Source organism: Paeniglutamicibacter antarcticus, assembly GCF_039544305.1.
Classification (GTDB): domain Bacteria; phylum Actinomycetota; class Actinomycetes; order Actinomycetales; family Micrococcaceae; genus Paeniglutamicibacter; species Paeniglutamicibacter antarcticus_C.
The window spans coordinates 1-23,855 of record NZ_BAABLK010000085.1; the positions used below are offsets into that span (position 1 = coordinate 1).

General features: G+C 65.0%; 22 protein-coding genes. 7 read left to right on the forward strand and 15 right to left on the reverse strand.

Annotated features, from left to right (window positions below; all coding sequences use genetic code 11):
- Window positions 1-572: 572 nt before the first annotated feature.
- Window positions 573-938 carry an HXXEE domain-containing protein gene (locus tag ABEA12_RS18745; RefSeq protein WP_210100245.1) on the reverse strand — a complete coding sequence of 122 codons (366 nt, stop codon included), beginning with the start codon at window positions 936-938 and terminating at the stop codon, window positions 573-575.
- A 446-nt stretch (window positions 939-1,384) separates the two neighbouring features.
- Window positions 1,385-2,470: a redox-regulated ATPase YchF gene (gene ychF / locus ABEA12_RS15830; protein ID WP_210100244.1), complete on the reverse strand. Its 1,086-nt coding sequence runs from the start codon at window positions 2,468-2,470 to the stop codon at window positions 1,385-1,387.
- Window positions 2,471-2,524: 54 nt separating this feature from the next.
- Here ychF and ABEA12_RS15835 point away from each other — a divergent pair, with 54 nt between their 5' ends.
- A complete protein-coding gene (locus ABEA12_RS15835; RefSeq protein WP_210100243.1) occupies window positions 2,525-3,835 on the forward strand; it encodes a DNA recombination protein RmuC in 1,311 nt (436 codons plus the stop codon).
- 124 nt (window positions 3,836-3,959) lie between these two features.
- On the opposite strand, the gene ABEA12_RS15840 is transcribed toward ABEA12_RS15835, so the two are convergent.
- Together ABEA12_RS15840 and ABEA12_RS15845 are read right to left on the reverse strand one after the other, a co-directional pair.
- The gene (locus tag ABEA12_RS15840) at window positions 3,960-5,060 is read right to left on the reverse strand and encodes a 4-hydroxy-3-methylbut-2-enyl diphosphate reductase (protein WP_210100242.1); all 1,101 of its coding nucleotides are present in this window, start codon (window positions 5,058-5,060) and stop codon (window positions 3,960-3,962) included.
- 53 nt (window positions 5,061-5,113) lie between these two features.
- Window positions 5,114-6,049 (reverse strand): hypothetical protein, encoded by a 936-nt coding sequence (locus ABEA12_RS15845; protein ID WP_210100241.1) that lies wholly within the window; start codon window positions 6,047-6,049, stop codon window positions 5,114-5,116.
- Between the two features lie 133 nt (window positions 6,050-6,182).
- On the opposite strand from ABEA12_RS15845, the gene xseA reads away from it, so the two are divergent.
- Window positions 6,183-7,454 carry an exodeoxyribonuclease VII large subunit gene (xseA, locus tag ABEA12_RS15850; RefSeq protein ID WP_345468920.1) on the forward strand — a complete coding sequence of 424 codons (1,272 nt, stop codon included), beginning with the start codon at window positions 6,183-6,185 and terminating at the stop codon, window positions 7,452-7,454.
- Complete coding sequence (locus ABEA12_RS15855) at window positions 7,451-7,690, forward strand: exodeoxyribonuclease VII small subunit (protein ID WP_210100240.1); 240 nt, start codon at window positions 7,451-7,453, stop codon at window positions 7,688-7,690. Before xseA ends, ABEA12_RS15855 begins: the two co-directional genes overlap by 4 nt.
- A gap of 14 nt (window positions 7,691-7,704) precedes the next feature.
- Here ABEA12_RS15855 and ABEA12_RS15860 read toward each other — a convergent pair whose 3' ends face one another.
- The 4 genes from ABEA12_RS15860 to ABEA12_RS15875 all read right to left on the reverse strand — a co-directional run bounded on the left by ABEA12_RS15860 (window position 7,705) and on the right by ABEA12_RS15875 (window position 11,511).
- Window positions 7,705-8,580, reverse strand: coding sequence for a PPK2 family polyphosphate kinase (locus ABEA12_RS15860; protein ID WP_210100239.1), 876 nt, complete (start codon window positions 8,578-8,580; stop codon window positions 7,705-7,707).
- Between the two features lie 139 nt (window positions 8,581-8,719).
- On the reverse strand, window positions 8,720-9,949 hold the full coding sequence (locus ABEA12_RS15865; RefSeq protein ID WP_210100238.1) for a pyridoxal phosphate-dependent aminotransferase: 1,230 nt from the start codon (window positions 9,947-9,949) through the stop codon (window positions 8,720-8,722).
- 87 nt (window positions 9,950-10,036) lie between these two features.
- Window positions 10,037-11,026, reverse strand: coding sequence for a type 2 periplasmic-binding domain-containing protein (locus ABEA12_RS15870; protein ID WP_210100237.1), 990 nt, complete (start codon window positions 11,024-11,026; stop codon window positions 10,037-10,039).
- The gene (locus ABEA12_RS15875) at window positions 11,023-11,511 is read right to left on the reverse strand and encodes an NUDIX hydrolase (RefSeq protein WP_210100236.1); all 489 of its coding nucleotides are present in this window, start codon (window positions 11,509-11,511) and stop codon (window positions 11,023-11,025) included. The genes ABEA12_RS15870 and ABEA12_RS15875 overlap by 4 nt, the downstream gene beginning before the upstream one ends.
- 81 nt (window positions 11,512-11,592) lie before the next feature.
- On the opposite strand from ABEA12_RS15875, the gene ABEA12_RS15880 reads away from it, so the two are divergent.
- Window positions 11,593-12,111 carry an Lrp/AsnC family transcriptional regulator gene (locus ABEA12_RS15880; RefSeq protein ID WP_210100235.1) on the forward strand — a complete coding sequence of 173 codons (519 nt, stop codon included), beginning with the start codon at window positions 11,593-11,595 and terminating at the stop codon, window positions 12,109-12,111.
- A 32-nt stretch (window positions 12,112-12,143) separates the two neighbouring features.
- On the opposite strand, the gene ABEA12_RS15885 is transcribed toward ABEA12_RS15880, so the two are convergent.
- From ABEA12_RS15885 to ABEA12_RS15895, 3 genes are all read right to left on the reverse strand, one after another.
- The gene (locus ABEA12_RS15885; RefSeq protein ID WP_210100234.1) at window positions 12,144-13,457 is read right to left on the reverse strand and encodes a phosphotransferase family protein; all 1,314 of its coding nucleotides are present in this window, start codon (window positions 13,455-13,457) and stop codon (window positions 12,144-12,146) included.
- A 20-nt stretch (window positions 13,458-13,477) separates the two neighbouring features.
- Window positions 13,478-14,239, reverse strand: coding sequence for a hypothetical protein (locus ABEA12_RS15890; protein ID WP_210100233.1), 762 nt, complete (start codon window positions 14,237-14,239; stop codon window positions 13,478-13,480).
- Between the two features lie 268 nt (window positions 14,240-14,507).
- Entirely contained in the window at window positions 14,508-15,128 is a 621-nt protein-coding gene (locus ABEA12_RS15895; protein ID WP_210100232.1) for a GNAT family N-acetyltransferase, read from the reverse strand.
- A 138-nt stretch (window positions 15,129-15,266) separates the two neighbouring features.
- Between ABEA12_RS15895 and ABEA12_RS15900 the strand changes: the two genes are divergently transcribed.
- The 3 genes from ABEA12_RS15900 to cpaB all read left to right on the forward strand — a co-directional run bounded on the left by ABEA12_RS15900 (window position 15,267) and on the right by cpaB (window position 17,180).
- The gene (locus tag ABEA12_RS15900; RefSeq protein ID WP_210100231.1) at window positions 15,267-15,899 is read left to right on the forward strand and encodes a 5-formyltetrahydrofolate cyclo-ligase; all 633 of its coding nucleotides are present in this window, start codon (window positions 15,267-15,269) and stop codon (window positions 15,897-15,899) included.
- A 127-nt stretch (window positions 15,900-16,026) separates the two neighbouring features.
- The gene (locus ABEA12_RS15905) at window positions 16,027-16,314 is read left to right on the forward strand and encodes an FmdB family zinc ribbon protein (RefSeq protein WP_210100230.1); all 288 of its coding nucleotides are present in this window, start codon (window positions 16,027-16,029) and stop codon (window positions 16,312-16,314) included.
- A 161-nt stretch (window positions 16,315-16,475) separates the two neighbouring features.
- Entirely contained in the window at window positions 16,476-17,180 is a 705-nt protein-coding gene (cpaB, locus tag ABEA12_RS15910) for a Flp pilus assembly protein CpaB (protein ID WP_210100229.1), read from the forward strand.
- Window positions 17,181-17,229: 49 nt separating this feature from the next.
- Here cpaB and ABEA12_RS15915 read toward each other — a convergent pair whose 3' ends face one another.
- The 4 genes from ABEA12_RS15915 to ABEA12_RS15930 form a co-directional block, all read right to left on the reverse strand.
- The gene (locus ABEA12_RS15915) at window positions 17,230-17,559 is read right to left on the reverse strand and encodes a hypothetical protein (RefSeq protein WP_210100228.1); all 330 of its coding nucleotides are present in this window, start codon (window positions 17,557-17,559) and stop codon (window positions 17,230-17,232) included.
- 2 nt (window positions 17,560-17,561) lie between these two features.
- The gene (locus ABEA12_RS15920) at window positions 17,562-21,422 is read right to left on the reverse strand and encodes a DNA helicase (protein WP_210100227.1); all 3,861 of its coding nucleotides are present in this window, start codon (window positions 21,420-21,422) and stop codon (window positions 17,562-17,564) included.
- Between the two features lie 235 nt (window positions 21,423-21,657).
- Window positions 21,658-23,244, reverse strand: coding sequence for a glutamine-hydrolyzing GMP synthase (gene guaA, locus ABEA12_RS15925; protein WP_210100226.1), 1,587 nt, complete (start codon window positions 23,242-23,244; stop codon window positions 21,658-21,660).
- Between the two features lie 63 nt (window positions 23,245-23,307).
- Window positions 23,308-23,535, reverse strand: a complete 228-nt coding sequence (locus ABEA12_RS15930) for a DUF6176 family protein (protein WP_345468930.1) — start codon at window positions 23,533-23,535, stop codon at window positions 23,308-23,310.
- Between the last annotated feature and the right edge of the window lie 320 nt (window positions 23,536-23,855).

A 23,855-nucleotide genomic window follows, 5' to 3' on the forward strand; every position in this document is an offset into this window, starting at 1 on the left:
CCCGTTCGGCTGGTCAATTCCGTTGCCGCCAGTGGTCAATTCGTATTGCCGCTGGTGGTCAAGGGGCTGCCGCCACTGGTCATTTTCGTTGGCCGCCGATGGGCAATTTCAAACTGCCATTGACAAGCGGTCTGTCCAGTCTCATCGACGGCCATTGTCCACGGGGCCACAACCGGTCATGCTTAGTCGACAAGGAGTCCAGTAAGTCTCCGACCGATTCAGCGCCCGCACGGACGTATCGCTGATGAACGTTCTGGATCATGTTCTGAGACTAACAATAGGGACACCGGACGACTATGGTTACGAGCACCGAACGACCGATCAAAGTTGCACAGATGGTTTCGTGGGCCGAGACGTTAGATCAGAATTTAATTACACATTGAATCGGAATTCAACCACGTCGCCGCACATGCCAGGCTCACGTTGGACGGTCACCTAGCCGTTACGGTCAGTTCCTAGCAGTAGGAGCTCTACGGATCAAGCGTGCGACCACATGGCACACCAGCGCGGCAGGGAGGAGCAGAGCAACTCCGTTGACCGTGTCACGGAACTGCAAGCTGACGCCATCCAGGTTAAGTTCGCGACGCGCGACGAGCGCCCCCGGGCAACATCACCGGCAGTGCCGAAGCAACACCCGCGGTGTATCCACGCTGTGCAATCGAAGCGATCAAGTGAGACGCGACGTGGGCTTCCAGTCCGGCGGCAACTGCCCGATACATTTTCGACTTGCCGCTCGTACGCACACCACGGCCACAAGCCGCCGCTACTAGGGTCCCCATCAGAGCAACAGCCATCCATGACTGGTGAGGCGTGATCCTGAGCTGTTTTATACCCGTGCGGTCGACGAGTCGATCGCTGGTTGCAGGGAACGCGAATGCTTCCTTAATGTCGTGGATAAAACATGCCGCAAAAAGGGCAATCGGACCCTTCCAACTCACAAATCAGCGCTCCCTTCGCGCGTCCAGCTGGGACTGAATTTTCCGGTAGAAGCGTGTGTGTTCACATACATCGTTTCATAACAAGCGCGGCTATTCAGCACGGGTCACCAAGACGTTGAACGGGAACCCCGTAACACATTGAATCTCAATTCGACCATCTAGTCGCACAAACCAACCCCTCGCGGCGTGCGGTTTCCAACGACGCCGTTTCCTACTGCCAGACATCTGAATGCCTCGGGCTTCACAGAACGAGAAGCTATTGCGCAATCCGCGCGGTCGCTCCCGAACGGCAAAGACCTCCGGTGGCCATCAGTCCAGATTCCAGGACGATCCCTTATCCCCAGCGCTGCTTGTACATTCGCCATGGACGTCTTGACATCAGGTACAGAAATGCCCGGAATACCAAAGCATTCCGGGCATTTCTTACGGCTTAGACCGAAGCGGTTTTAGACATTAAATCTAAATTCCACCACGTCGCCGTCCCTCATGACGTATTCCTTGCCCTCGATCCGCGCCTTGCCGGCAGCCTTGGCGGCAGCAGTCGACCCGGCCTCCACCAAGTCATCGAAACCGATGACCTCGGCCTTGATGAAGCCGCGCTGGAAGTCGGTGTGGATGACACCGGCGGCTTGGGGCGCGGTGGCTCCCTTGGGGATCGTCCATGCCCGTGTTTCCTTCGGACCGGCGGTCAGGTAGGTCTGCAGACCCAGGGTGTCGAACCCGACGCGTGCCAACTTGTCCAGGCCAGACTCCGTGTACCCGGCGTCCTCGAGCATCTCCGCGGCCTCTTCCTCGGTGAGCTCGGCCAATTCGGACTCGAACTGCGCGTCAAGGAAGATAGCCTCGGCCGGTGCCACAAGGGCTGAAAGCTCTTCTTGCATCGCCGTGTTTTCCAGACCTTCTTCATCGGTGTTGAACACGTAGATGAATGGCTTGGTGGTCATCAGCTGCAGCGGCGCCAGCTCTTCGATGTCGATCCCCGCGGCCTTGCCGGCCGAGTAGAGCGTCTCACCGGATTCAAGCACCTTCTGCGCGGCCTTCACCACGTCGAGGAAGGACGCTTCGATCTTCTTGGCCCGCGATTCCTTTTCCAGGCGCGGAAGCTGGTTTTCGATGGTCTGCATGTCCGCGAGGATCAGCTCGGTGGCGATGGTCTCGATGTCCGAGGCCGGATCGACCTTGCCGTCGACGTGGATCACGTCCGGATCCGAGAAAACACGGGTCACCTGGCAGATCGCCTCGGCCTCGCGGATGTTGGCCAGGAACTTGTTCCCCAGGCCTTCCCCTTCGGAGGCACCCTTGACGATTCCGGCGATGTCCACGAAGGACACGGTTGCCGGCAGGATGCGCTCGGAGCCGAAGATCGAAGCGAGCACTTTCAGGCGTGAATCCGGCAACGGCACCACGCCCACATTGGGTTCGATCGTTGCGAACGGATAGTTGGCCGCGAGTACCTGCGCGCGGGTAAGAGCATTGAACATTGTTGACTTGCCGACATTGGGCAGTCCGACGATTCCGATTGTAAGAGCCACGTCAATAGACTCTACCGGGGAAAAACTGTCGGTGCTTGCTGGGATGCTTTACCCATGGATGCTTTGCTCTGGGTGGCGGCCCTTTTCGCGCTGGTGGTTGGATTCGTGTTGGGCGTTGGAACGTGGTGGTATATCAACCGTGCCCCGCACTCCGCCTCCCGTGCAGAGGCACGGTCCGTACGCGGGGAATTGGCCCAAACCTCAAGCATGTTGGCCGTTGCTCAGGCTCAAGTTGCCGAGCTGCGTGAACGCATCAACGAGGAACGGGTCCGTGAGCACCAAGACCAGAGCGTGTTGCACGCCCTGGCGCCGGTTGCCGAGCAACTGCGGCAAGTCAGCGCGCAGGTCTCAGTACTCGAACGCGACCGCGTCGAGCAGTTTGGGCAGCTCAGCGAACAGCTCGTGCAAGCTGCGCAGAACGACTCCGAGCTTTTGCGCACCACCAATACATTGGCCGCGGCATTGGGAAACAACGCAGCCCGCGGCACCTGGGGCGAAACGCAGCTGCGCCGTGTCGTGGAAGCAGCGGGAATGCTCTCGCACGTTGATTTCAGCGAACAGCTTCGCACCACCGAGGGCCTTCGCCCGGACATGGTGGTGAGGTTGCCTGGCGAGAAGATGATCGTGTTGGATGCCAAGGTTCCGCTTGCCGCGTATCTGAAGGCGCAGCAACTCGCTGGCGCGCCGGATGAGGCTTCGCGCACCCGGGCCAAGGAACTAATGAAGGATCACGCCAAGGCGCTGCGCCAGCACGTTGATGCGTTGGCATCGAAGTCCTACTGGAGCGCGGTTCAGGGCAGTCCCGAACTTGTCGTGTGTTTCCTGCCGGCCGAGTCGTTCCTGGCCGATGCCTTGGCTGCGGATCCTGCGCTGCTGGATCATGCATTCTCCAAGAACGTGGCGCTGGCATCCCCCGCAACGCTGCTGGCGATGCTCAAGGGCCTGGCGTTCGCCTGGCGGCAGGAGCTGTTGACGGAGAATGCGCGGGAGCTCTTCGTGCGCTCCCGTGAACTCTACGAGCGACTGGGGACCATGGGTGGACACGTGGCCAAGCTTGGGGCCTCATTGCGCGGCAGCGTGGAAAGGTACAACGCCTTCGTCGGCGCGCTGGAGTCCCGGGTGCTGCCCAGCGCCCGGCGCATTCGTGACATGGATCCCGGGCTTGGGGCCGAACACGATCCGGCCGCGGCGCTGCATGATTTGCCGGTGATCGAGCAAAGTACCCGTGCGCTCAGCGCAGGGGAATTCCTTGGGGTACCGACTTCCACCGGTGGTCAGGACCCCACGGCGGAGGCGGGTCACGAGGCCTTCGCAGATCCTGATGACCAGGGACCAGAGGGGATCCGTCGCGGTCCGGCTGCCTGAAATCGACCACTTGGACGCGGGCTTAACCGACGATGGCGTGGAGCACCACTCAACGGTGGTGCTCCACGCCATCGGGCGGAACCTCCAAGGCTATCCGACGTGCTGCCCGCACAGCCGGCACGTGCTAGCTGCTGATGTCGGACTTCACGATGCGTCCGCCCGGACCGCGCGAATCATCGCCTGCTTCCTTGAGCTTGGCGCGGATCTCCTTGGGAAGCGAGAAGAGGATGTCTTCCTGGGCCGTGGTGACTTCCTCGACGCTGCCGAAACCGTAGTCGGCCAGCAGCGCCAGCAAATCCCGCACCAATACCTCGGGCACCGACGCGCCTGAGGTCACACCGACCGTCGTGACTCCCTCAAACCAGGTCTCATCGACCTCCGAGGCATAGTCGACCCGGTAGGACGCCTTCGCCCCGTATTCCAGGGCAACCTCAACCAGTCGCACGGAGTTCGAGGAGTTCGCCGAACCCACAACGATCACGAGGTCGCTCTTGGGGGAAATCTCCTTGATGGCATCTTGGCGGTTGGTCGTCGCATAGCAAATGTCATCGCTGGGCGGATCCTGCAACTTGGGGAAGCGGGTGCGCAAGCGGCGCACGGTCTCCATGGTCTCGTCCACGCTCAGCGTGGTCTGCGAGAGCCAGATGAGCTTGTCCGGGTTCTCGACCTGGATCGTGTCTGCCTCGTCGGGATTGTTCACTATCTGGATGTGATCCGGTGCCTCGCCGAAAGTGCCTTCGACCTCTTCGTGGCCTTCGTGCCCGATCAGCAGGATCTCGTAGTCCTCCCTGGCGAACCGGACCGCCTCGCGGTGTACCTTGGTCACCAGCGGGCATGTCGCGTCAATGGTGCGCAGTCCGCGGTCCTCGGCGGACTTCACGACGGCCGGCGAAACCCCGTGGGCGGAGAAGACGACAAGTGCGCCTTCGGGCACGTCCTCGTTTTCCTCCACGAAGATGGCGCCGCGCGACTCAAGGGTGGAGACCACATGCAGGTTGTGCACGATCTGCTTGCGCACGTAAACCGGAGCACCGTAGTGCTCCAGTGCTTTTTCCACTGCGATGACGGCGCGGTCGACTCCGGCGCAGTAGCCGCGCGGGGCGGCCAAGAGAACGTTGCGTTCCCCTGTTACCGGTGCCGCTGCGGCGATTTCAGCCGGTGAGCGACGGACACGCGGGATCGTGGGCATCGGAAGGGACACCTGGACGGTGGAACTGGTAGCCATGTTCCAAGTCTACTGTGGTGCACAAAATCGAGGGGTGTCCTTCCGCCATCGGCCTATCCGACGGCTCGGTCGCGGCGCTGGCGCGCAACCCACCAGCTCCACCCGGCGCCCGCGAGAATCGCCAAGATCCCCCCGGTGACAAGAACCGTGGTGTTGGCACCCATTTCGCGCTGCAATCCATCGAGCAACCGGTCGGTGACCAGTGCCTGCACGTTTGGATCCGCCGCGTGGAGCGCTCCGCTGTCCAGGGACCCGAAGAAAATCCGGGCGGCCACACCCAGCAGCAAGGACCCCACCCCTGCGGCGAACCCCGCCCATCCCCTGCCGGAACGGGTGGCAACCAGGAGCCCGGCCGCCGCCAAGACCAGCGCCCCCGCTGCCAGCCATCCCCAGCCACGGGCCACCGACAGCCACGCGTTCAGGGAGTGGGTGCTTAGATCATCTGCCGCAGGCCATCGTGTATCCACCATCACCGAGGGGATGGCGATGGTTCCGGGCAGCAGGGTCCCGAGTGGTGAGCCGGCCAGTGAGGAATGCAGGGTGTCATATCCGGAGTCCAGCAGCGGTGCAAGGTCAAGGCGCAAGGTCACTTGGCCGCTCTGCGCCGTACCCTTTGCCGCTTCCGCCATCCGGGTGGTGAAATCGGTGCGTGCCGATTCGATGGTGGCTTCCCACGCTGCTTGGAAGCCCGGCTCATCGAGCATGGCGCCGCTGGCGGCCGCAACGGCATGCTGCAGCGGCACTTTGAGGATCTGCGGCACGGCCGTGTCTTGGGTGATCCGCTCCCCCAGTGCCGCTGCCAGCTCATCGGGCAGCACCTGGCGAAGTTCCGGATCAGTCGCCAGCGGGCCCAGGATGCGCTGCAACGGTTCGGGTGTGTCCAGCAAGCGGGCCGCCGTGGAACCAAGCATCGCAGCCCCTGATGCCAGCACGGCGACCAACAGCAGTCCAACGGCGATGATGTTACGGGTCGATGCCGCGATAGCCACGTTCATCCTCCAGTTCCGGGCCTTGGCGAAGGGCCTCGGCGGCCCGCCAGCGGCGTTTTGTCCCACGTTACTGGTATCAATGGTTATTGGTGTATTTTTCCAAGGACCCCGCACCAAGGAAGGGACAGCCCACGTGGAGCAAGCACAAGAGGCACAAGGTTCGCTGCCGCGCACCGCTGCGGCGACCAGCCCGGAAAACCCCTGGCCGCTTCGGGTGCTGAGCGAGAAGCTCAAGGCCCACATCGAGAATTCCCCCGAATCCTGGGTGGAGGGCCAGTTGCTGGAAGCGAACCTGCGCAACGGCCACGCGTACCTGGTGCTGCGTGATGTGGATGTCGACTTTTCGTTTTCGGTGACCGTCTGGGCCTCGGTGATGCGCACCCTGGACACGGCTCCGGAGGTAGGCTCCCGGGTGGTGGCCCGCGTGCGCCCCAGTTTCTATGCCAAGACCGGCCGACTCTCGCTCAACGCCCGCGACCTGCGCCCGGTGGGCCTCGGTGACCTGCTGGCCAGGCTTGAGCGGCTGCGCCGAGCGCTCTTTGAGGAGGGGCTCTTTGACCCCTCGCGCAAGCTCGCCCTGCCGCTGCTGCCCTCGCGCATCGGTTTGATCACCGGACGCGACTCGGACGCGGAGAAGGACGTGATCCGCAACGCCACGTTGCGCTGGCCGTCGGTGCGCTTCGAGGTCCGCAACACCGCGGTCCAGGGAGTCAATGCCGTCGCGGAGGTCACCGCCGCGCTGCGCGAGCTTGACGCCAACGAGGAAATCGAGGTGATCATCATTGCCCGCGGCGGCGGTGCCTTGGAGGACCTGCTGCCCTTTAGTTCCGAGGAGCTCGTGCGGGCGGTGGCGGAGTGCCGCACCCCGGTGATCTCGGCGATCGGGCACGAGGCGGACCGCCCGATTCTTGACGACGTCGCCGATGTCCGCGCCTCCACCCCCACCGATGCTGCCAAGCGCGTGGTACCGGACTTGACCGAGGAGCTCGCCAACCTGGAGGCGGCCAGGAGCCGCCTGGACCGTGCCGTGCGGCAGAACGTCGAACGCGAGACCCAGCGAATCGCCTTGCTGCGCGCCCGCCCGGTGCTGGCCAACCCGGAGTCGATGGTGTCGCTGCGCCGCGAAGACATCGTGCGGCTTTCGAAGCGCAGCACCCTGGCGATGCGTGCGGCGCTCTCCCGGGGCCACGATTCCATCGCGCACCTGCGTGCCCAGGTACGCTCGCTTTCCCCGCAGCAGACACTTGACCGTGGCTACGCCGCGGTGCAGCTGCAGACCGGGGACATCCTGCGCGAAGCCGCGAAGGCACCTGCGGGCAGCGCGATCCAGGTACGGCTGGCGCGTGGCAGCCTTCAAGCAACCGTAAACACCGCCCACACCCCCGACGAAGGAAGAGACGCATGAACCCCGAAGCAGCAAACACGGACATCGCGCAGTTGAGCTACGAACAGGCGCGCGAGGAGCTCGTGGCCGTCGTGGCCCAGCTCGAGGCCGGCGCGGCGACCCTTGAACAGTCGCTGGGCCTGTGGGAACGCGGCGAGGCCCTGGCAGCCAGGTGCGAGGCCTGGCTGCAAGGCGCCACGCAGCGCCTTGACGTCGCCCGCGCCCAAAACGGCGATGCCGCCGAACCCGCCTCCTAGCCTGCCCGGGACACCTAGGACCGGGCCAGCCTGCGCTTTTGATCCTCAACGTCGAAGTCTGCGGGCGGCCACTGCGGATCAATGGCCTTTAGCGCTTCGAGCAGCAGAGAGGCAACCGCCAGCCGGGCGTACCATTTCTTGTCCGCCGGCACGACGAACCACGGAGCGTCGCGGGTATGCGTGCGCCGGATCGCTGTTTGGTAGGCCTCCATGTAGTCGTCCCAGACCTCGCGCTCGTCGATATCGCCGGTGTTGAACTTCCAGTACTTGTCCGGCCGGTCAAGGCGCTCGGCCAGCCTTCCGCGCTGCTCCTCGTTCGAGATGTGCAGCATGACCTTGATGATTGTGGTGTGCTCCCGCGCCAGCTTCGACTCGAAGTCGTTGATGGCACCGTAGCGGCGCTCGATCTCCTTGGCCGGGGAGAGTCCGCGGACCTTGTGGATCAACACGTCCTCGTAGTGGGAACGGTCAAAGACCCCGATGAGTCCTTGCTCGGGAAGTTCGTGCTCGATGCGCCACAGGAAGTCGTGTTTCAGCTCCTGCGCCGTGGGGGCCTTGAACGCGTGGTGGCTGACACCTTGCGGGTCCACCGCCCCGATCACGTGGCGCACTATGCCGCCCTTCCCGGCGGTGTCCATGCCCTGGAGGATCAGCAAGATCGTGTGCGGTGCCCCTGCGCGCGAAGCGGCGAAAAACCGTTCCTGCAGTTCGCTGAGTTCTTCGCCGATGGCCGCCAGGTCCGCCGCCCCGCTTGCCTTGTCGCCGTCGTATCCGGGGGAAGAATTCGACTCGATGCCTGCCAGGTCGACCTCGGTGGAGGCAAGGAGCACCTCGCGCGCGGGCTTGTTGAAGGCGTCTTTTCGGTCTTGGGCTTTGGGCTGCTTGCTCATGCGTACCGCTTTCGGGTCGGGGCGAGGTGTTTTTCAGCGTACGACAAGTGCCCTGCTATTCGGGGCAAGGACCCGGTGCGCCACCGAGTTCCGCCGGCGCCATTGCCCCTGGTGCGTCCCTGCCCCACGGCAGGGGGGGCTAGACGCTGATCTTTCCCTCGCGCATGTCCTCGAGGAACTCGGCGATCCTTCCCACGGCGTCCTGCAGGTCGCGCACCGCCGGAAGGGTGACCAGCCGGAAGTGGTCCGGGGCCACCCAGTTGAACGCCGTGCCGTGGGATACGAGCAGTTTCTGGCGCTTGAGCAACTCCAGGGCGAAGTCCGCGTCGCTGCGGATCGGGTACATTTCGCGATCCAGCTTCGGGAACAGGTACAGCGCACCCTTGGCCTGCTGCACCGAGACCCCCGGGATCTCATTGAGCAACTCGTGGGCGGTGTCGCGCTGTTCCTTGAGCCGTCCCCCGGGCAGGATCAGGTCGTTGATCGACTGGTAGCCGCCCAATGCCGTCTGGATGGCGTGCTGCGCCGGGACGTTGGCGCACAGGCGCATGTTGGTCAGCAGGTTGATGCCCTCGATGTAGTCCCCCGCCAGGTGCTTGGGACCGGAGATCGCCATCCACCCGGCGCGGAATCCGCAGACCCGGTAGGCCTTGGAGAGCCCGGAGTAGGTCATCACCAGCACGTCGTCGCACAGGGCGGCGGTGTTGATGTGGGTTGCCTCGTCGTAGAGGATCTTTTCGTAGATCTCGTCGGAGAACACGATGAGCCCGTGCTTGCGGGCCAGCTCCAGGATGCCTTCGAGCGTTTCCTTGGGATACACCGCGCCGGTGGGGTTGTTCGGGTTGATGACCACGATCCCCTTGGTGCGCGCGGTGATCTTGTTTTCCATGTCCTCCAGGTCGGGCAGCCATCCTTCCTCCTCGACGTTGAGGTAGTGCACCGGGGTACCTCCGGCCAGCGAAACCGAGGCCGTCCACAGCGGGTAGTCCGGTGCCGGGATCAGCACCTCGTCCCCGTTGTTCAGCAGTGCGTTCAGGCTCAGCGTGATCAGCTCGGAGACCCCGTTGCCCAAATAGACGTCGTCGACGCCGATGGTGCGGATGCCGCGGGTCTGGTAGTACTGCGAGACCGCGGTGCGGGCGGAGAAGATTCCGCGGGAGTCCGAGTATCCCTGGGCGTGGTGCAGGTGGCGCATCATGTCCACCAGGATCGCGTCCGGGGCCTCGAAGCCGAAGGGCGCCGGGTTGCCGATGTTGAGCTTGAGGATGCGCTGGCCCTCGGCCTCCATCCGCTGAGCGTGTTCCAGCAGCGGCCCGCGAATGTCGTAGAGGACGTTGTGGAGTTTCGTGGACTGCTTGAATTCGGCCATGGAACTACTTTCTCATTTTTTGCCGCGGGCGCGCTTGAACTGTGGGCAAGCCGGCGCTCAGCGTGAAGCCGGCAGGAAATATCCGCGTCATGGGGCTTTGACCAGTGCCTTGTCGATCAGCCAGTCGGTGGCCGCACGGGCCGGGGTCATCGCGTCGCGCCCGTTCACCATCCTGTTCAGCTGCACGATGTCTTCCTGCTTCAATGCGCCGCTGAGTTTGTTGATGGCCTTGACCGCGTCCTGGCCCACCCCCTCAGTGGTGGTCAACGCGGTGATGGCTTCGGGGGCGAAGAGCGTTGAGGCACCTTGGAGCACCACCAGCGCGTTGTCCGGGATCCCGGCGTTGGACAAGGTGGAGGCCTGGACCTGGACCTCGTCGCTGATCACCGGCAGCACTCCGGCGGTCTTCTGGTCGCTGAGCTCGGTGACCGCGCGGGGTCGGCAGGAGAGCCCTTCGTCCAATTCCTTGGTGAGCTGCGCCAACATCGTGCGCGAGATGCCGAAGTCCAGTTTCGGGCACAGCGGCCCAAGGTCGCTGATGGATACCAACGCGTTTCCGGCGCTGGTTGCCGCGGTGACCACCAGGGTGCCGGTCCGCTCGGCCTCGGCGGTATCAAGCACGGCGAAGTCTGTGAGCCGCAGCTCGTGCAGTTTGCGCGTGGTCTCGGCCGTGTCGAGATCCCGGGTGGCTACCGGGGTGGCACCGTCCCCGGTCGTTGCCGCCGGATCGGTGGGCCCGGTTTCGGTCTTGCCCTCCTGCGCTTCGGAAAGCTTGGACAAGGTACTGAGCAGACGGCTGGAGCCGGCAACCGTCACGTCTGCTTCCCCCGCCAGGACAGCCGCGAGGGGGTCTTGAGCCGGCTCAGCAAGGCGTGCATCGATTCCGGCGTCTTCCAGGATGCTGCGATAGGCGTGGCCAAGGGCCTGGGACGTGGCATCGGGGCCTTGCACCAGCACCAGCTCGCGGTCGGTGCTCACCTGGGAGGGGCCGGCCTCGGTGCCCGAGGTGCAAGCGAAAAGGGCAAGCAGCATGGTGCCGACACCCAGCAGACGCAGGGGCCGTCTCAAGGTATTCATCTGCAGCTTTCATGGTTCACGGTCTCTCGATACAGCTTGATGGCCGTATCGACGCGGTCCACACGGTTCAGCGATCCGATCGCGTCCAGCGGGAACCATGCCGCTTCGCTGGTGGTGCCATCGGCCTCGAAGCGCAATTCCCCTCCGCTGACGGTGGCGGCATAGAGCACGGCGGCGGTTTGCAGGGGGTGTTCGGTAGCCCCATAGCGCTTGTGCGCCGGGATCAGCCCCGTGTCAACGGTGAGCAACCTGTCGATGCGCACCTGGTAGCCGGTCTCCTCTTCGACCTCGCGCACGGCAGCGGCGTCGGTCTGCTCACCGAGCTCGACACCGCCGCCGGGCAGGGTCCAGCGAGGCACGAATCCTGGGTCTCGGGCACGCATGTCCCATAGCGCCAGCAGGATCAAATCTTCCTGGACGACCACGCAATAGGCGGCCAACCGGGTGTCGAAGCCACGGTGAGCCGGGGGTCCTAGGGTAGTCATTGTTTCATTTTAGGCGCTCCGCGACGCTTTGGCGGGCTCCGAATCTCCCGAAGCCGGCCCAACTGTGATGGAATATCTTCCATGGCACCTTCAACTTCTCCGCAACAACCGGTTGAGCTAGACGCCGTTGACCGTCGGATCATTCAGGAATTGGTCGACGACGCGCGCATTTCCAATGCCCTGCTGGCCCAACGCACGGGGATAGCTCCCTCGACGGCGCTGCTGCGCACCCGTGCCCTTATCGATCGCGGGGTCCTGACCGGTTACCACGCCGAAGTCAGCTTGCAAGGTGTGGGTCGAAGCGTGCAGGCACTGATCTCCGTGCGGCTGCGTGCCCACGACCGCGTTCAAATCGACAGGTTCACCCAGACCATGCCGCAGCTTCCCGAGGTGCTCTCGATGTTCCATGTCTCGGGGGCCACCGACTACCTGCTGCACATCGCGGTGAGTTCCACCGAGGCGCTGCGCGACTGGGTGCTTGACTACCTGGCGACCGATGAGTCCGTGGGCCACACCGAGACAACGCTGGTCTTCGCCCACCACAAGGGCCTGGGCGGGCCGCTTCCCGAACAGCTGCCCAGTATTCCAGCGACGCGGTAGTTCCCTCCCCCTCCCGGCGCGGTGAACCTGCGCTAGGCAAACACGTCCGCGCGGCGCAGCAGCTTATCCACAACCTGGAGCCGGGATTCGGCCACCGCCAGCCATTGGTTTTCACCGAGGCTGCGCGCACCGGCAATCAGGGTCAACGCCACGGCAGCCGATCGCGCCCACAGGGCCCGTGGATCCACGGTGGTTTCAAAGACCCCGGCTAAACGCTCGAGGGCCTGCAGGGCCGCATCGTTCTTCGCACCCAGCGTGGGAAGGATCGCCAGGTGCCCTAGCAGGCAGGCCAGGTCATCGACGCGGTATCCAGGACCCAGCGAATCCAGGTCCAGCAGCGAGCTGATCCGTCCTGCGTGCAGCAAGATGTTCGCATCGTAGTAGTCCCCGTGCGCCGGCACCCGTTCCCCGCGGTCCGAGGCGTCGAGGTGCTCCTGGATCCGCCCGGTCAAGCCCGCCAGTTCCTCGGCGCGGTGCGGCAGGGCCAAAGTCGCCGCTTGCTGGTAGCGCCTGATGGAGTCGCTCCAGGCCCGCTTGGGCTCAAGGCCCATCACCGCCGCCGGCAATGCATCGAGTTGTTCGATGAACTCCTGCGGATCCAGGTCGGCTCCGCCGTGGGCCCGGATGGCCTCCGAGAGCGGGACACCCAGCCCCGCCTCCAGGCCCAGGATCCCCGCACCGAGCGCGCCCGCGCCTTGGGACCCCCAGGTGTCAGTGGTTAGCCCGGTGTTGAGCACCGCCGGGACCGGGACCCCGCTGCCGGCCAGCAGCAGGTGGCGGCGGCGCAGGGCCGCGATGGCCTTGGGGCGTCCCACCTTCAGGAAGATCGTGCGCTTGATGCGCAGCGGCCCCAACGTGGTGAACTCTGCGCGCAGCACCGCGCGGCGCAGCGGTCTGTAGACGATGGTGCTTAGCCTGGTGAGCCTCTGGCCCTCGCCCCAGGTTTCCGTCACGTGGGCACGGTCGGCGGCCACGGCAAGTGCCGGCAACAGCGGGTCGTGCGGATGGATCCACCCGCTCACGACGACTGGTTCGGCGCCCGGGGCCGGAACCACTTCCGTGTATGCGGTTCCCGGCACGTCGATCGCCTCGGTGCTCACCCCGAGCTCGTTGAATCCTGCTCCGGCGGGCATCCGGTACATCGCGCTGATCCCGGCGCCGGGGCGATGCTGCACGCGCAGCCCGTTCCCGGGGTAGTCCCAGGTGCGCTGCCGCGGCCCACCGCCAAGGCGGCGCACCAGTTCTCCAATGGCCTGGTCCACGGCCAGGAGCTGGTGGGCATCGGCTCGTTGGACATCCTCGGGGACTTGGGTCGGGTCGGTGGCGCCGGGCACTCCGCCTGTCATGGCTCTAGGTGTTGCGCCGGTCAGGCGCGACGACGCTGCATGACGTCGTCAAGGTTGATGCGCTCGGCTACTGCCTCGGCGCCCGGCTTGGCGTTCTCCGCGGCCGGGACCTTCACCGCAGGCTTCTCCTCGGCGGTTGCCGCGGGGGTGGCGGCGATGCTCTCGATGGCCGGCCCCGTAGCCGAGGCCATGCGTGCCGCGGCCTCCTGGGAACGCAGGGACGCGCTGGTCGAGGCCTTCATCTCGGCTGCGGCTTGCATTGGTTCCGGTGCCTGGCGCTTGGCTGCGTTGGCCACGACGTACTGCGGCAGCGGGACCTCGGTGAGCTCCCAGCCTTCGGGGCGCGTCACGGCGGCGCCCTTTTCTGCGATGCGCAGCGCTTCGGCACGCAGTTGATGGACGGTCAGGGCCGGGGCGCGCTTGTTTGAGTTCGGCTGGGCGTCAAAGACCTCGGCAGTGCGCTTGGCCGGTTCGGCCACGGGTGTGCGCAAAGTTTCCATGGCGCGGGTGCGGGTGGCGTGCATGCGGGCCAGCAGCTTCTTGCGCCGATCCCTCACGGCCAGTCCGCGTAGCGCGGAAAAACTTGCCAGGGCCAGCAGCAGGGCGATAAGCGGGACCGCGCCGGAGACGACGCCCGCCAGGGCCAGCACTGCGCCAATGAGAAGGGTGAGCACGGAAAGGCATCCGAGCAGCGCAACAGCCAGGCGGTCGTAAAAGATCCGCAGAGGTGCCTGCTTCGCCGCTTGCGATGCGACTGAAGCGTTGGATGCTACCGGTGCCATGTTGCTCCTTCGTCGGCTGGCGACTACCTTCGTCTGCGGAACCCACCAACCCCGTTTCCGGTGGCCGGATCTCTCCGCTGTGGCGATTCGTTTGTTCGTTTAACGCCGCCGCGCGCACGTACGTCTTGCCTGTTCCCAGTACAAATGTGAAACGTCCACGTCAACCACATTAAGCGTGCATTGACGCGCGATCGCGCATTCGGCTCGGTGTGTCCGGCAATACTCTTGTCGAATTCGAATATTACCGTGATCCAACCCGCATATCCTTTTATTGCCTGGCACCCAGCCACCGGTTGAGCATTCCCTCGGGGACCTCGCCGGCGGTCAGCGCAAAGCTGCGGTGATCGGCCCACTGCCCGTTGATGTGCAAAAAATCCTTGCGCACGCCCTCGTCCCGGAAGCCGAGTTTTTCAACCACCCGCAGGCTCGCGGCGTTTTGCGGGCGGATGTTGATTTCGATGCGGTGCAGTCCCGCCTCCGCGAAGCAGTGGTCCATCGCCATCGCCACGGCCTCGGGAACGATCCCGGTTCCGGCATGGGCCTCATCGACCCAGTAGCCGATGGAACCGCTGCGGGCAGCTCCCCAGCTGATCGAGGACACGCTGAGTTGCCCGACGATCGGTGCATGCTTGGAGTGCACGGACGGCAGCGCGATCGCCCAGGGAAGGCACTGGCCCAGGCGGGCCGAGCGGTTCTGCGAGGAAACCATCGCCGCGAAGTCCGCCGGATACCCGGTGGCTTCGGGAAGGGTCGCATCCCACGGTGCGAGCCAGTGCTCGTTGGCACGGCGCAAATGCATCCATTCGGCCTTGTCGCGCCTGCGCATCGGACGCAGCACCAACCTGGGACCGTGCACGCTGAGCGGCCAATGACGATTAAACTCGGGCATGGGTTCAATCCTAGCGATCCGCAGCCGGCCGGGACGTCTTTTCCCGCGGCGTTGCCGGCGGACCTGCCGCCGGCATTTCGCCGTTGCCGGCTCTATCATCCCCAAGAGTCGGCACCATTGGGGCCTAGACTGTTGTGCGTGAGAGAGACCAACGCCAAGGACGAACTGCGCAACCGGCTGCGCAACCGGCGCCGTGAGATGGGAACCGCACAGCGGGCATCGGAAATGGCCATGCTCTCCGGGCACCTGCTTGACTGGCTTGAAGAGCACGCACCGCGCCGAAGCCTGACCTGCTTCCTGTCCTACGGCGCCGAACCGCCCACCGGGGAGCTGTTGGCACGGCTGCACACCATCGGCTACACGATCTACGTTCCCATCTGCGAGCCTGCCCGACGGCTCTTGTGGGCGCGTTGGCACCCCGGAATCGAGATGGCGCGAAGCTCAGTGGGGCCGATCGATGAGCCGGTCGGGGAACGGTTCGGCCCCGAGGTGATGGGCGAGGTCGATGTGGTCCTGGTGCCGGCGCAGGCCGTGGATGCCAACGGTGACCGGCTGGGCCAGGGCGGCGGCTACTACGACAGGTTCATCGCTTCCATGGCCCGGCTCCCGCAGGTCCCGACGCTGGTGTCCCTTCTCTTCGAACACGAATTCCTCGACGCCGGGGAAATCCCCGTTGAACCCTTTGACCAGCGCGTCGAGGCCGTCGTGCTTCCATCGGGCGTGCGTAACCTCACCCCCGGGCCCCGGGCGGATAAGCTAGAATTGGGGTAAGCGGGCTCCTAACAGGTGCCCACACCCCGCCATTTAGCCCCGTTCATTCGGGTGTTGGACAGTGCCATCGCACGATGAGCCGGCAGCCCGACGGCCATGCACGCAACGCCCGTGCGAAAGGATCAATATGCCTACATATGTTTACGCTTGCAAGGACTGCGGCCACGGCATGGAGGTTGTCCAGTCGTTCACCGATGAGACACTGACCATCTGCCCCGAGTGCCAGGGCGCGCTGCGCAAGAAATTCAACAGTGTCGGCGTGGTCTTCAAGGGATCGGGCTTCTACCGCAACGATTCACGTTCGACCACCAGCTCCAGCTCCCCTGCCGCCGAGGGGACCAAGTCCGAGGCACCGGCCACGGCTCCTGCAGCGGCCCCAGCCCCGGCAGCGGCTTCCGCCTCCGCCTCCGCCTAGCTTCCCGGACTGCGCGCGGTCCTGGGCATCGGATGATCTCCAAGGGGCCGGCGGCACTTTCTCGCACAGGTTCCTGGCACAGTCGCGGCTCCCGGTCCTTGTCTTCACGGTTTCGTCATGGGCTCCACCCTTCCCGGTGGGGCCCATGAGTTGCTTAAGGCATGCCACTTTTTCGCCGCGGTACCACCGCACACCCGTCAACCGCCTCTTCGCTGCCCCGGCGCACGGGCCAGGAGATGCTGGCCAAGTACCGCAGGGTCATTGCGGCGGCGCTGCTGATGCTCGCCCTTGCACTGTGCCTCTCGGTGCTTGCCCCGGACACCGAGGACCGCGTCGATGTGCTGGTTGCCGGGCGCGACCTGCCGGTGGGAACGCTGCTTTCCGCGGCGGACCTGCGCAACCATTCCGTCGCGCGTTCGTTGCTTCCCGCAGGAACGTATTCCGGGGAGCTTCCGCCCGAGGGCTCAAGGCTGGCCATTCCCGTGCAGGCCGGCACCCCGGTGTTTCCCACGATGGTCATCGGACCCGGGCTGCTGGCCGGCCTGGCCCCCGGTTCCGTCGCCGTTCCGTTGCGCCTGGACGACGAGCAGACCGCCTCGCTGGTGCGTGCGGGCCAGCTCGTAGACGTGGTGCTCACCGAGGGCAACGGGTTTGAGACGAAACTGGATTCGAGGGTGCTGGCTCGCGGGGTACCGATTCTGTGGACCGGAGCCCAGGTCGAGTCCGCTGACCAAGCTCCGTGGGGTGCCTCGGCGGCCAGCGGCCAAGGCGGCTTGATCGTTGTGGGTGCCGGGGCGGCCAGTGCCGAGCAGCTCTCCACCGCCGCGCAGCGCGGCAAGGTCTCGGTAGTGCTGGTCAACCCGTGATCCGCTCACGCCATCTGCTCTTTTGCGGGTTGCGGCACGACGTCCGGGACTAGTCCCAGTGGGGTGGGCGCTGTGATTTCATCCAGTCGCCAAGATCGTCGTCCCCGTCGCCCCAGCGTCGCGGATCATCCTCTGCGGCGCGCTGTTCCAGGACCGACGCCGCCGACTCGTGGTTTTCCGCCTTCCCCGGGAGGGCAGGCTTCGCGTGCGCATCGGGGTGCGCTGATGCCTCGGGCTCACGGGATGAACGGGAGCTGGGCCGCCCGGCGCCATGGGGCAGCTCAAAGACCCCGAGAAGGTTTGAGGTGCTGACCTTTTGCGGTGGCGCCGTGAAGCGCCGCGACTTCTTGGGCCGCGATGCTTGGGACTCAGCCGGCATGGCTACGCATCTGCCAGATCCGGTGTGCGCGGGCCGGAGGCGTTGCCGTTGCCGTTGCCGGAGGAATCCTGCTCGTCGCTTCGCTTTTTGCTGGAACCCTTGAGGTCTTTTCCGGTTTCAACGGGCTCGGATTCCACGGAGGGATCGTTGCCCGGATCAAGACCGAGGAAGCCTGCCAGCATGTTGGCGACCCGATCAGGGTCCGAAAACACGTCAATGGTCCACAGCGGCACGTAACGCCAGCCCAGGGCCTCGAAGAGCTGCGGACGCAACCGGCTACGCTCGCGCACCGAGAGTTCCTTGTAGCCCTGGGTTCCGTCATAGACCACGGCCAAGGGCACAGCGGTGCCGTTGCCCGTGAGGTCCAACGCGTGGGCTGCGATGTCCAGCACCCCGCGATAGTGCTGGGTGACGATCGCGCCGCGTTCGGCCAGCCGGGTCATCAGGTCGGTGACCAGCGGGTCCTTCAGCGGCGTTGCGGTGGCCGACATTCCCGAGTCCCCGCCCAGGACCCTGCCCACGAGCTCCAGGAAGCGGTGTGCGCCGAAGCGCAGCCGTGCCACGTCCATGTCCTGCGGCCGCAGTGCCGAGACCAGGACCATCGAATTGCGCGCGCGGGTCACTGCATTGACGAACAACTCGTCGCCGCCGGGCTGGGACAGCGCGCCGAAGTCGTGAACGATCTTGCCGTGCGTGGTGCGACCGTAGCCCAGGGACAGGATGATCGCATCACGCTGCAGGCCGGCCAGGCGGTCGACGCTGGTGACCAGGAACCGTTCCTTTGCGGTGCGGAAATACTTTGCGGCCCACTGGTGGTTGGGCAACTGGACGCGGATGCCCTCGGCGATTGCCGCTGCGTGCCTGCGGTTGCCCGCGATCACGGCAAGGGTTTGTTCCCCGCGCTGTGCCAGGTGGGTGAAGACCAGGTCGACGACGCGTTGGACCTCGGCCACGGTGGTTTGCACCGATTCGCCGTCAATGGCCAGCGACCCGGTACCATCGGGAACGTATTCGGCCTTAAGCGCCGGGGATCCGGCACCGAGCGAACGTGCCGCCGGCAACCGCGAAAGCGAGCCGGCATAGAAGTCGTGGGACAGGGACTCCGTCAAGCCTTCGTCGATCCCCCGGTATGCGGTGGCCAGGCGGTGCACCGGCAGCACGCGCTGCAGTGATTCCATCGCCGAGATCGGGGCATTTTCGATGCGCGCGTGGGCCGTGGGATCCACGGAGACCTCGAACGGGTTCGGAGCTCCCATCATGGTGTCGCCAAAGGCGATGACCTGCTTGGAACGGGAGATCGAGCCGAGCACGGAGCGCAGCGACAACGAGTCGGCATCCAGCAGGATCACTGCATCGAAGCCCATCTGCGCCGGGACGGTGGCCGGGATCAGCAGCGGGGAACCCACCCAAATTGGGCACAGCGAGTTCAGCAACGAATCACCCAACGCCATCAGGTCCCCAACAACCGGCTCGCCCTCCTTGAGCATGGCGCGCAGTTCACGCGATGCCGCACGGTGGTCGGCCAGCGCGGCCTTCCACTTCTTGGCCAGGGCCCAACGCAAACGCGAGGCGCCCGATGCAACGTGGGCGGAGTCGGCGAGCCGGTACTCCGCTTCGAGCCGGCGCAGCTTCTCGCCGTCGTTCATGGCCAGGAAGTCGTCCCCGGAGATCATCGCCTCCAGCGCCGACTGCCACCAGGCCAGATCGAGCTCCGCCGCGACGGCCCCTGGGGCGACGTTGCGCGCCCTGAAGTCATCCATCAGCTCGCCCAACCCGTGTTCGGCCAGCTGTTCGGTGAGCAGCGTGCGTTCGGGCAGCTGTTCGAGCTCCGCCTGGTTCTCAAGGAGCTTGGCCATGCGATCGAGCAACGTGGGGATGGGCTCCTCGCGCAGCGTGGGTCCGGAAGTTTCCGGAAGCAGGCTTGCGAGCTTGTCTAGGCGCGAACCGGCATCCTGGTAACCGGTATTGACGTCGAGCAGACCGGCGGGAACCATCGGATGCCGCTGGGAGGTGGCATGTTGGTGCCACGCCACATGCTGTTCCTGCACGGATTCGAGCGCGGACTGTAGGTCCGAGACGTGCACCCCGGGGCGCACATAGTCCTTGGCGACCTTGCGCAGGCGTGAACGGGTCATCGAGCTCATCTCGATGCCGCGCTCGCGGCGCCAGGACGAGGACGCGGTGGCGGAGATCAGATCCTCGACCGATTTGTCGAAGATGTCCGACTCGAACTTGTCCAGCGAGCCGCGTACGGCCACCAGCAGTTCGAGCTGCTCACCCCACTTGTCGTAGGAGTCGGCCAGGCGGATCTCGGAGTGCGCGGCGACCTTGAGCATGTGCTCATGCAGGATCGGCAAATCGCGCTGCAGCCCGGTGACCAGGTCAAGGGCGGTATCGGTGTCGCGCTTGTTCAGCAGCCGGGCCCCGTACCAGGGGCTGGCGGCCGATGCCTTCACGAACGCCCCGAGCTCTGCGGCACGTTTGAGCTTCGCGGAGATGGAGCTTCGGTCGGTGATCGAATCGAGCACCGAGCGCTTGAGCCTCACGGTCGTGGCCGGCGCCGGTGCCAGGGAGGAAAGCCGCGCAAGTTCCTGCATCGCCTGGTACGGGGAGCAGCCCCAGCGCGCACGGGTGGAATGCAACGAGTGGACGTGCTCGAGAAGCGCATGGCGGTGTCCGCGCAGCCCCTCGTGCAGCTTGCCCAGCGCGGGTTCGGTGGCACGTTCGTTGCGCAGGATGGCCCGGGTGAGCAGGTTGCGCAGATCGTCGGGATCGTCCTCCGGGGACAGCAGCAACGCGGTGCCGGCCAGGTCCATGTCGGTGAAGCGGCCCACGAACTCCTCGGCGCTGGAACGGCGTTCGGCCACCACCAGCACGCGCTTGCCCTGGGCGGCAAGCACCGCTGCGGCGTTCAATGCGGTCTGGGTCTGCCCGCTGCCGGCCGGTGCGCTGATGGCCACCGATTTCCCGGCTTCGATCAAGTCAAGGGCGCCCTGCTGGGATTCATCGGCGTCCAGGAGCAACAGCTCGTCCGCCGGGTCACGGTCGTCGCTGCTGCGGCGCTTGCGGTCACCGCCATGCTGCCCGTGTGCATTTCCAGCTGCCGACGGGTTCTGCGATACCGTGCGGGGCGTCCCCTGGTCGGGCCGGGAGCCACTGACTTCGGATTCAAAGAGCTTGGCCAGCACCGGGTGCTGCAGGTCGATGGTGCTCGGATCGGCAGGGTCGGCAAGATCGGCAAAGGTCGAGATCAGCAGGCGGTGGCCAACGACCATGGACGAGACGTCGGTGACCTGTGTACGCAGCGCGTCCATGGCGCGGGTCGGATCAAAGCGTGCGATGGAGTAGGCGGCGGCGTTGATCGCCTCGACGTCGATGTCGGTGTGGTGCTGGCGCCTGAAGTAGCGCAGCAGTGCGGGTGAGAGTTCGGCCCTGCCCATTAACTGGATCTCGAAGTCTTCCTGGTCATCGCGGATCGAAAGAACAATGCGACCGAGCATGATCGGGGCGCTGAATTGTTCGCTGCGGCCTTCGTGCACCGCACGCCAGTTGGCCAGGCCGGCCGAAAGGTAGCCAACGTCGATTCCGCGTTCATCCCAGAGTTCGCGGATCTTTGAACGCAGGGCGTCCGCCGTGCGTCGGGCGGAATCGTATTGGTCCGAATCGCGCAGCAGCGTGGAGAGCCGGGTGCGTCGTCCGGCCAGGAACTGTGCCAATCCCGAGGGATGGGCGTGGGTGATGTCGATGCTGTTGGACACCGAAGGGGCGAACCTCAGCAACGTGTCAGTACCAACCCCGGGGCCCAGGGAGTCAACCCACGTGGAGACCATTTCATCTGCGTGTTGCTGGTGCTCTGTCACCATACCGTCCCTTCACCTTTGCCCGAATGCGGCAGCACCTCCATGGCGTCTCGCCACGGGGTTACATTCAGCCTCTACCAATCTAGTGCAAAACCGGACGCCGGTGCCGAACCAAAACACGTAGACGCCCGGGTCCTTGCTGTTCCCCGTGCGCTGGGGCCACCTGGGAAACGATTCAGGGGGCGCCGTTGCCGGCCACCCCCTGAACATTGCCTGCAGCGCGTTTACGCCGAAGGGACTACTCCCATTCGATGGTTCCCGGCGGCTTGGACGTCACGTCCAGCACCACGCGGTTGACCCCGTCCACCTCGTTGGTGATCCGGTTGGAGATCCGGGCCAGCAGGTCATAGGGCAGTCGCGACCAATCGGCCGTCATCGCGTCCTCCGAGGAGACCGGGCGAAGCACGATCGGGTGGCCGTAGGTGCGGTGATCCCCCTGGACGCCCACCGAGCGCACGTCGGCAAGCAGGACGACGGGCATCTGCCAGACGTCCTCGTCCAGCCCAGCTGCGGTCAGCTCGGCGCGGGCGATGGCGTCGGCCTTGCGCAGCAGCTCAAGGCGTTCCTCGTTGACCGCACCGATGATGCGGATGCCCAGCCCGGGGCCGGGGAACGGTTGGCGCATGACGATCTCGGCCGGCAGGCCAAGCTGCTTGCCCACGGCACGCACCTCGTCCTTGAACAGCGCGCGCAGCGGCTCAACAAGTTCGAAGTCCAGATCCTCGGGCAGGCCACCGACGTTGTGGTGGCTCTTGATGTTCGAGGCACCTTCGCCGCCGCCGGATTCCACGACGTCGGGGTACAAGGTTCCTTGGACCAGGAACTTCACCGGCTGGCCGGAATCAGCAGCCTCGGCAAGGATCGCGGTTTCAGCAGCCTCGAAAGCGCGGATGAATTCACGCCCGATGATCTTGCGCTTGGTCTCGGGGTCGGTGACCCCCTCCAGTGCGCTGAGGAACCGTTCGCGCTCGTCGGCAATGTAGAGCTTGGCTCCGGTTGCGGCCACGAAGTCGGTTTCGACCTGTTCGGCTTCGCCTTCGCGCAGCAGTCCGTGGTTCACGAAAACGCAGGTGAGTTGGTCGCCGATGGCACGCTGCACCAAGGCAGCGGCCACGGCGGAGTCAACGCCGCCGGAGAGGCCACAGATCGCCCGACCGTCGCCGACCTGGGTGCGGATCTTATCGACCTGCTCGTCAAGGATGTTCGCCGGGGTCCACGACGGGGACAGGCCCGCGCCGTTGTACAAAAAGTTCTCCAGGACCTGCTGTCCGTGGGCCGAGTGCTTGACCTCCGGGTGCCACTGCACACCGTAGAGACGCTTGGCCTCGTTGGCGAAGGCTGCAACCGGTGCCCCGGCCGTGGTCGCCAGGACCTCGAAGCCCTCCGGCGCGGTGGCGACGGAATCGCCGTGGCTCATCCAGACGTTCTGCGCCTCGGGAAGACCGGCAAGGATCGAGCGGGCCGTTCCGGTGGCGGTGGCATCGGTTGCACCGTATTCACGCAATCCGGTCTCTGCCACGACGCCGCCCAAGGCGTTGGCCATGGCCTGGAAGCCGTAACAGATACCCAGAACCGGGACACCTGCCTCAAAAAGGTCGGCACCGACACTCGGGGCACCTTCGGCGTAAACGCTCGAGGGGCCCCCGGAGAGGATGATTGCCGCCGGGTTCTTGGCGAGAATCTGTTCGGTGGTGAAGGTGTGCGGGACGATCTCCGAGTAAACGTTGGCTTCGCGTACACGCCGAGCAATCAGCTGTGCGTACTGGGCCCCGTAATCGACGACCAGAACCGGCTGTTGCTCTGGGGTGCTGGGGGTGTGGGTCACGCGCCTAAGCTTAGCCGGACGCGGCGCCCGCTTGCACCTTCAAAGGGCCAGGGGTGACGCATGCTACGTGGCCGTTTCCTGCTCAGCGATCTGAAGTTCGGTGCGGATGCGCCCTGGCATCATGGACACGCGCGGAGCGAGGTCGACGTGTTCGTATGAATCATCGATGCACGCCCGCCGGGATTGCAGGTGCTTTGCATCGAGCCAATGCCTGGATGCTCTCACATCGGTCCCGCCTTCACCGGCGATGCTGAAGCAGTACAGCGTAGTCGGCCCCGTCAAGGTGTTCACTGAAGATGGTTTCCACCAGCTTCTTTTCTCCCTTTCAGGGTTTCGATGACAGCATCCATGTTCTGGTTCAGGAAAGCCAGCCATCGCTCGACGACGGGCAGCTGCGCTCACGGACCCTGAAACGGCTCAATTCGATATTCATGTCGTTGGGCCCAATGACGGGCCGTGCCCCCCGGGGTTAGTCGGTGATCATTGGTGGGGTGTACCCGATGGTCCGCAACTCGGGATGCCAATAAAGGTTCCGCTCCGGATCCCCACGGGGTTCACCCGCCCGGGCAATCACATACGGGACCTTGCCGATGATTTTCAAGGTGAGCAAC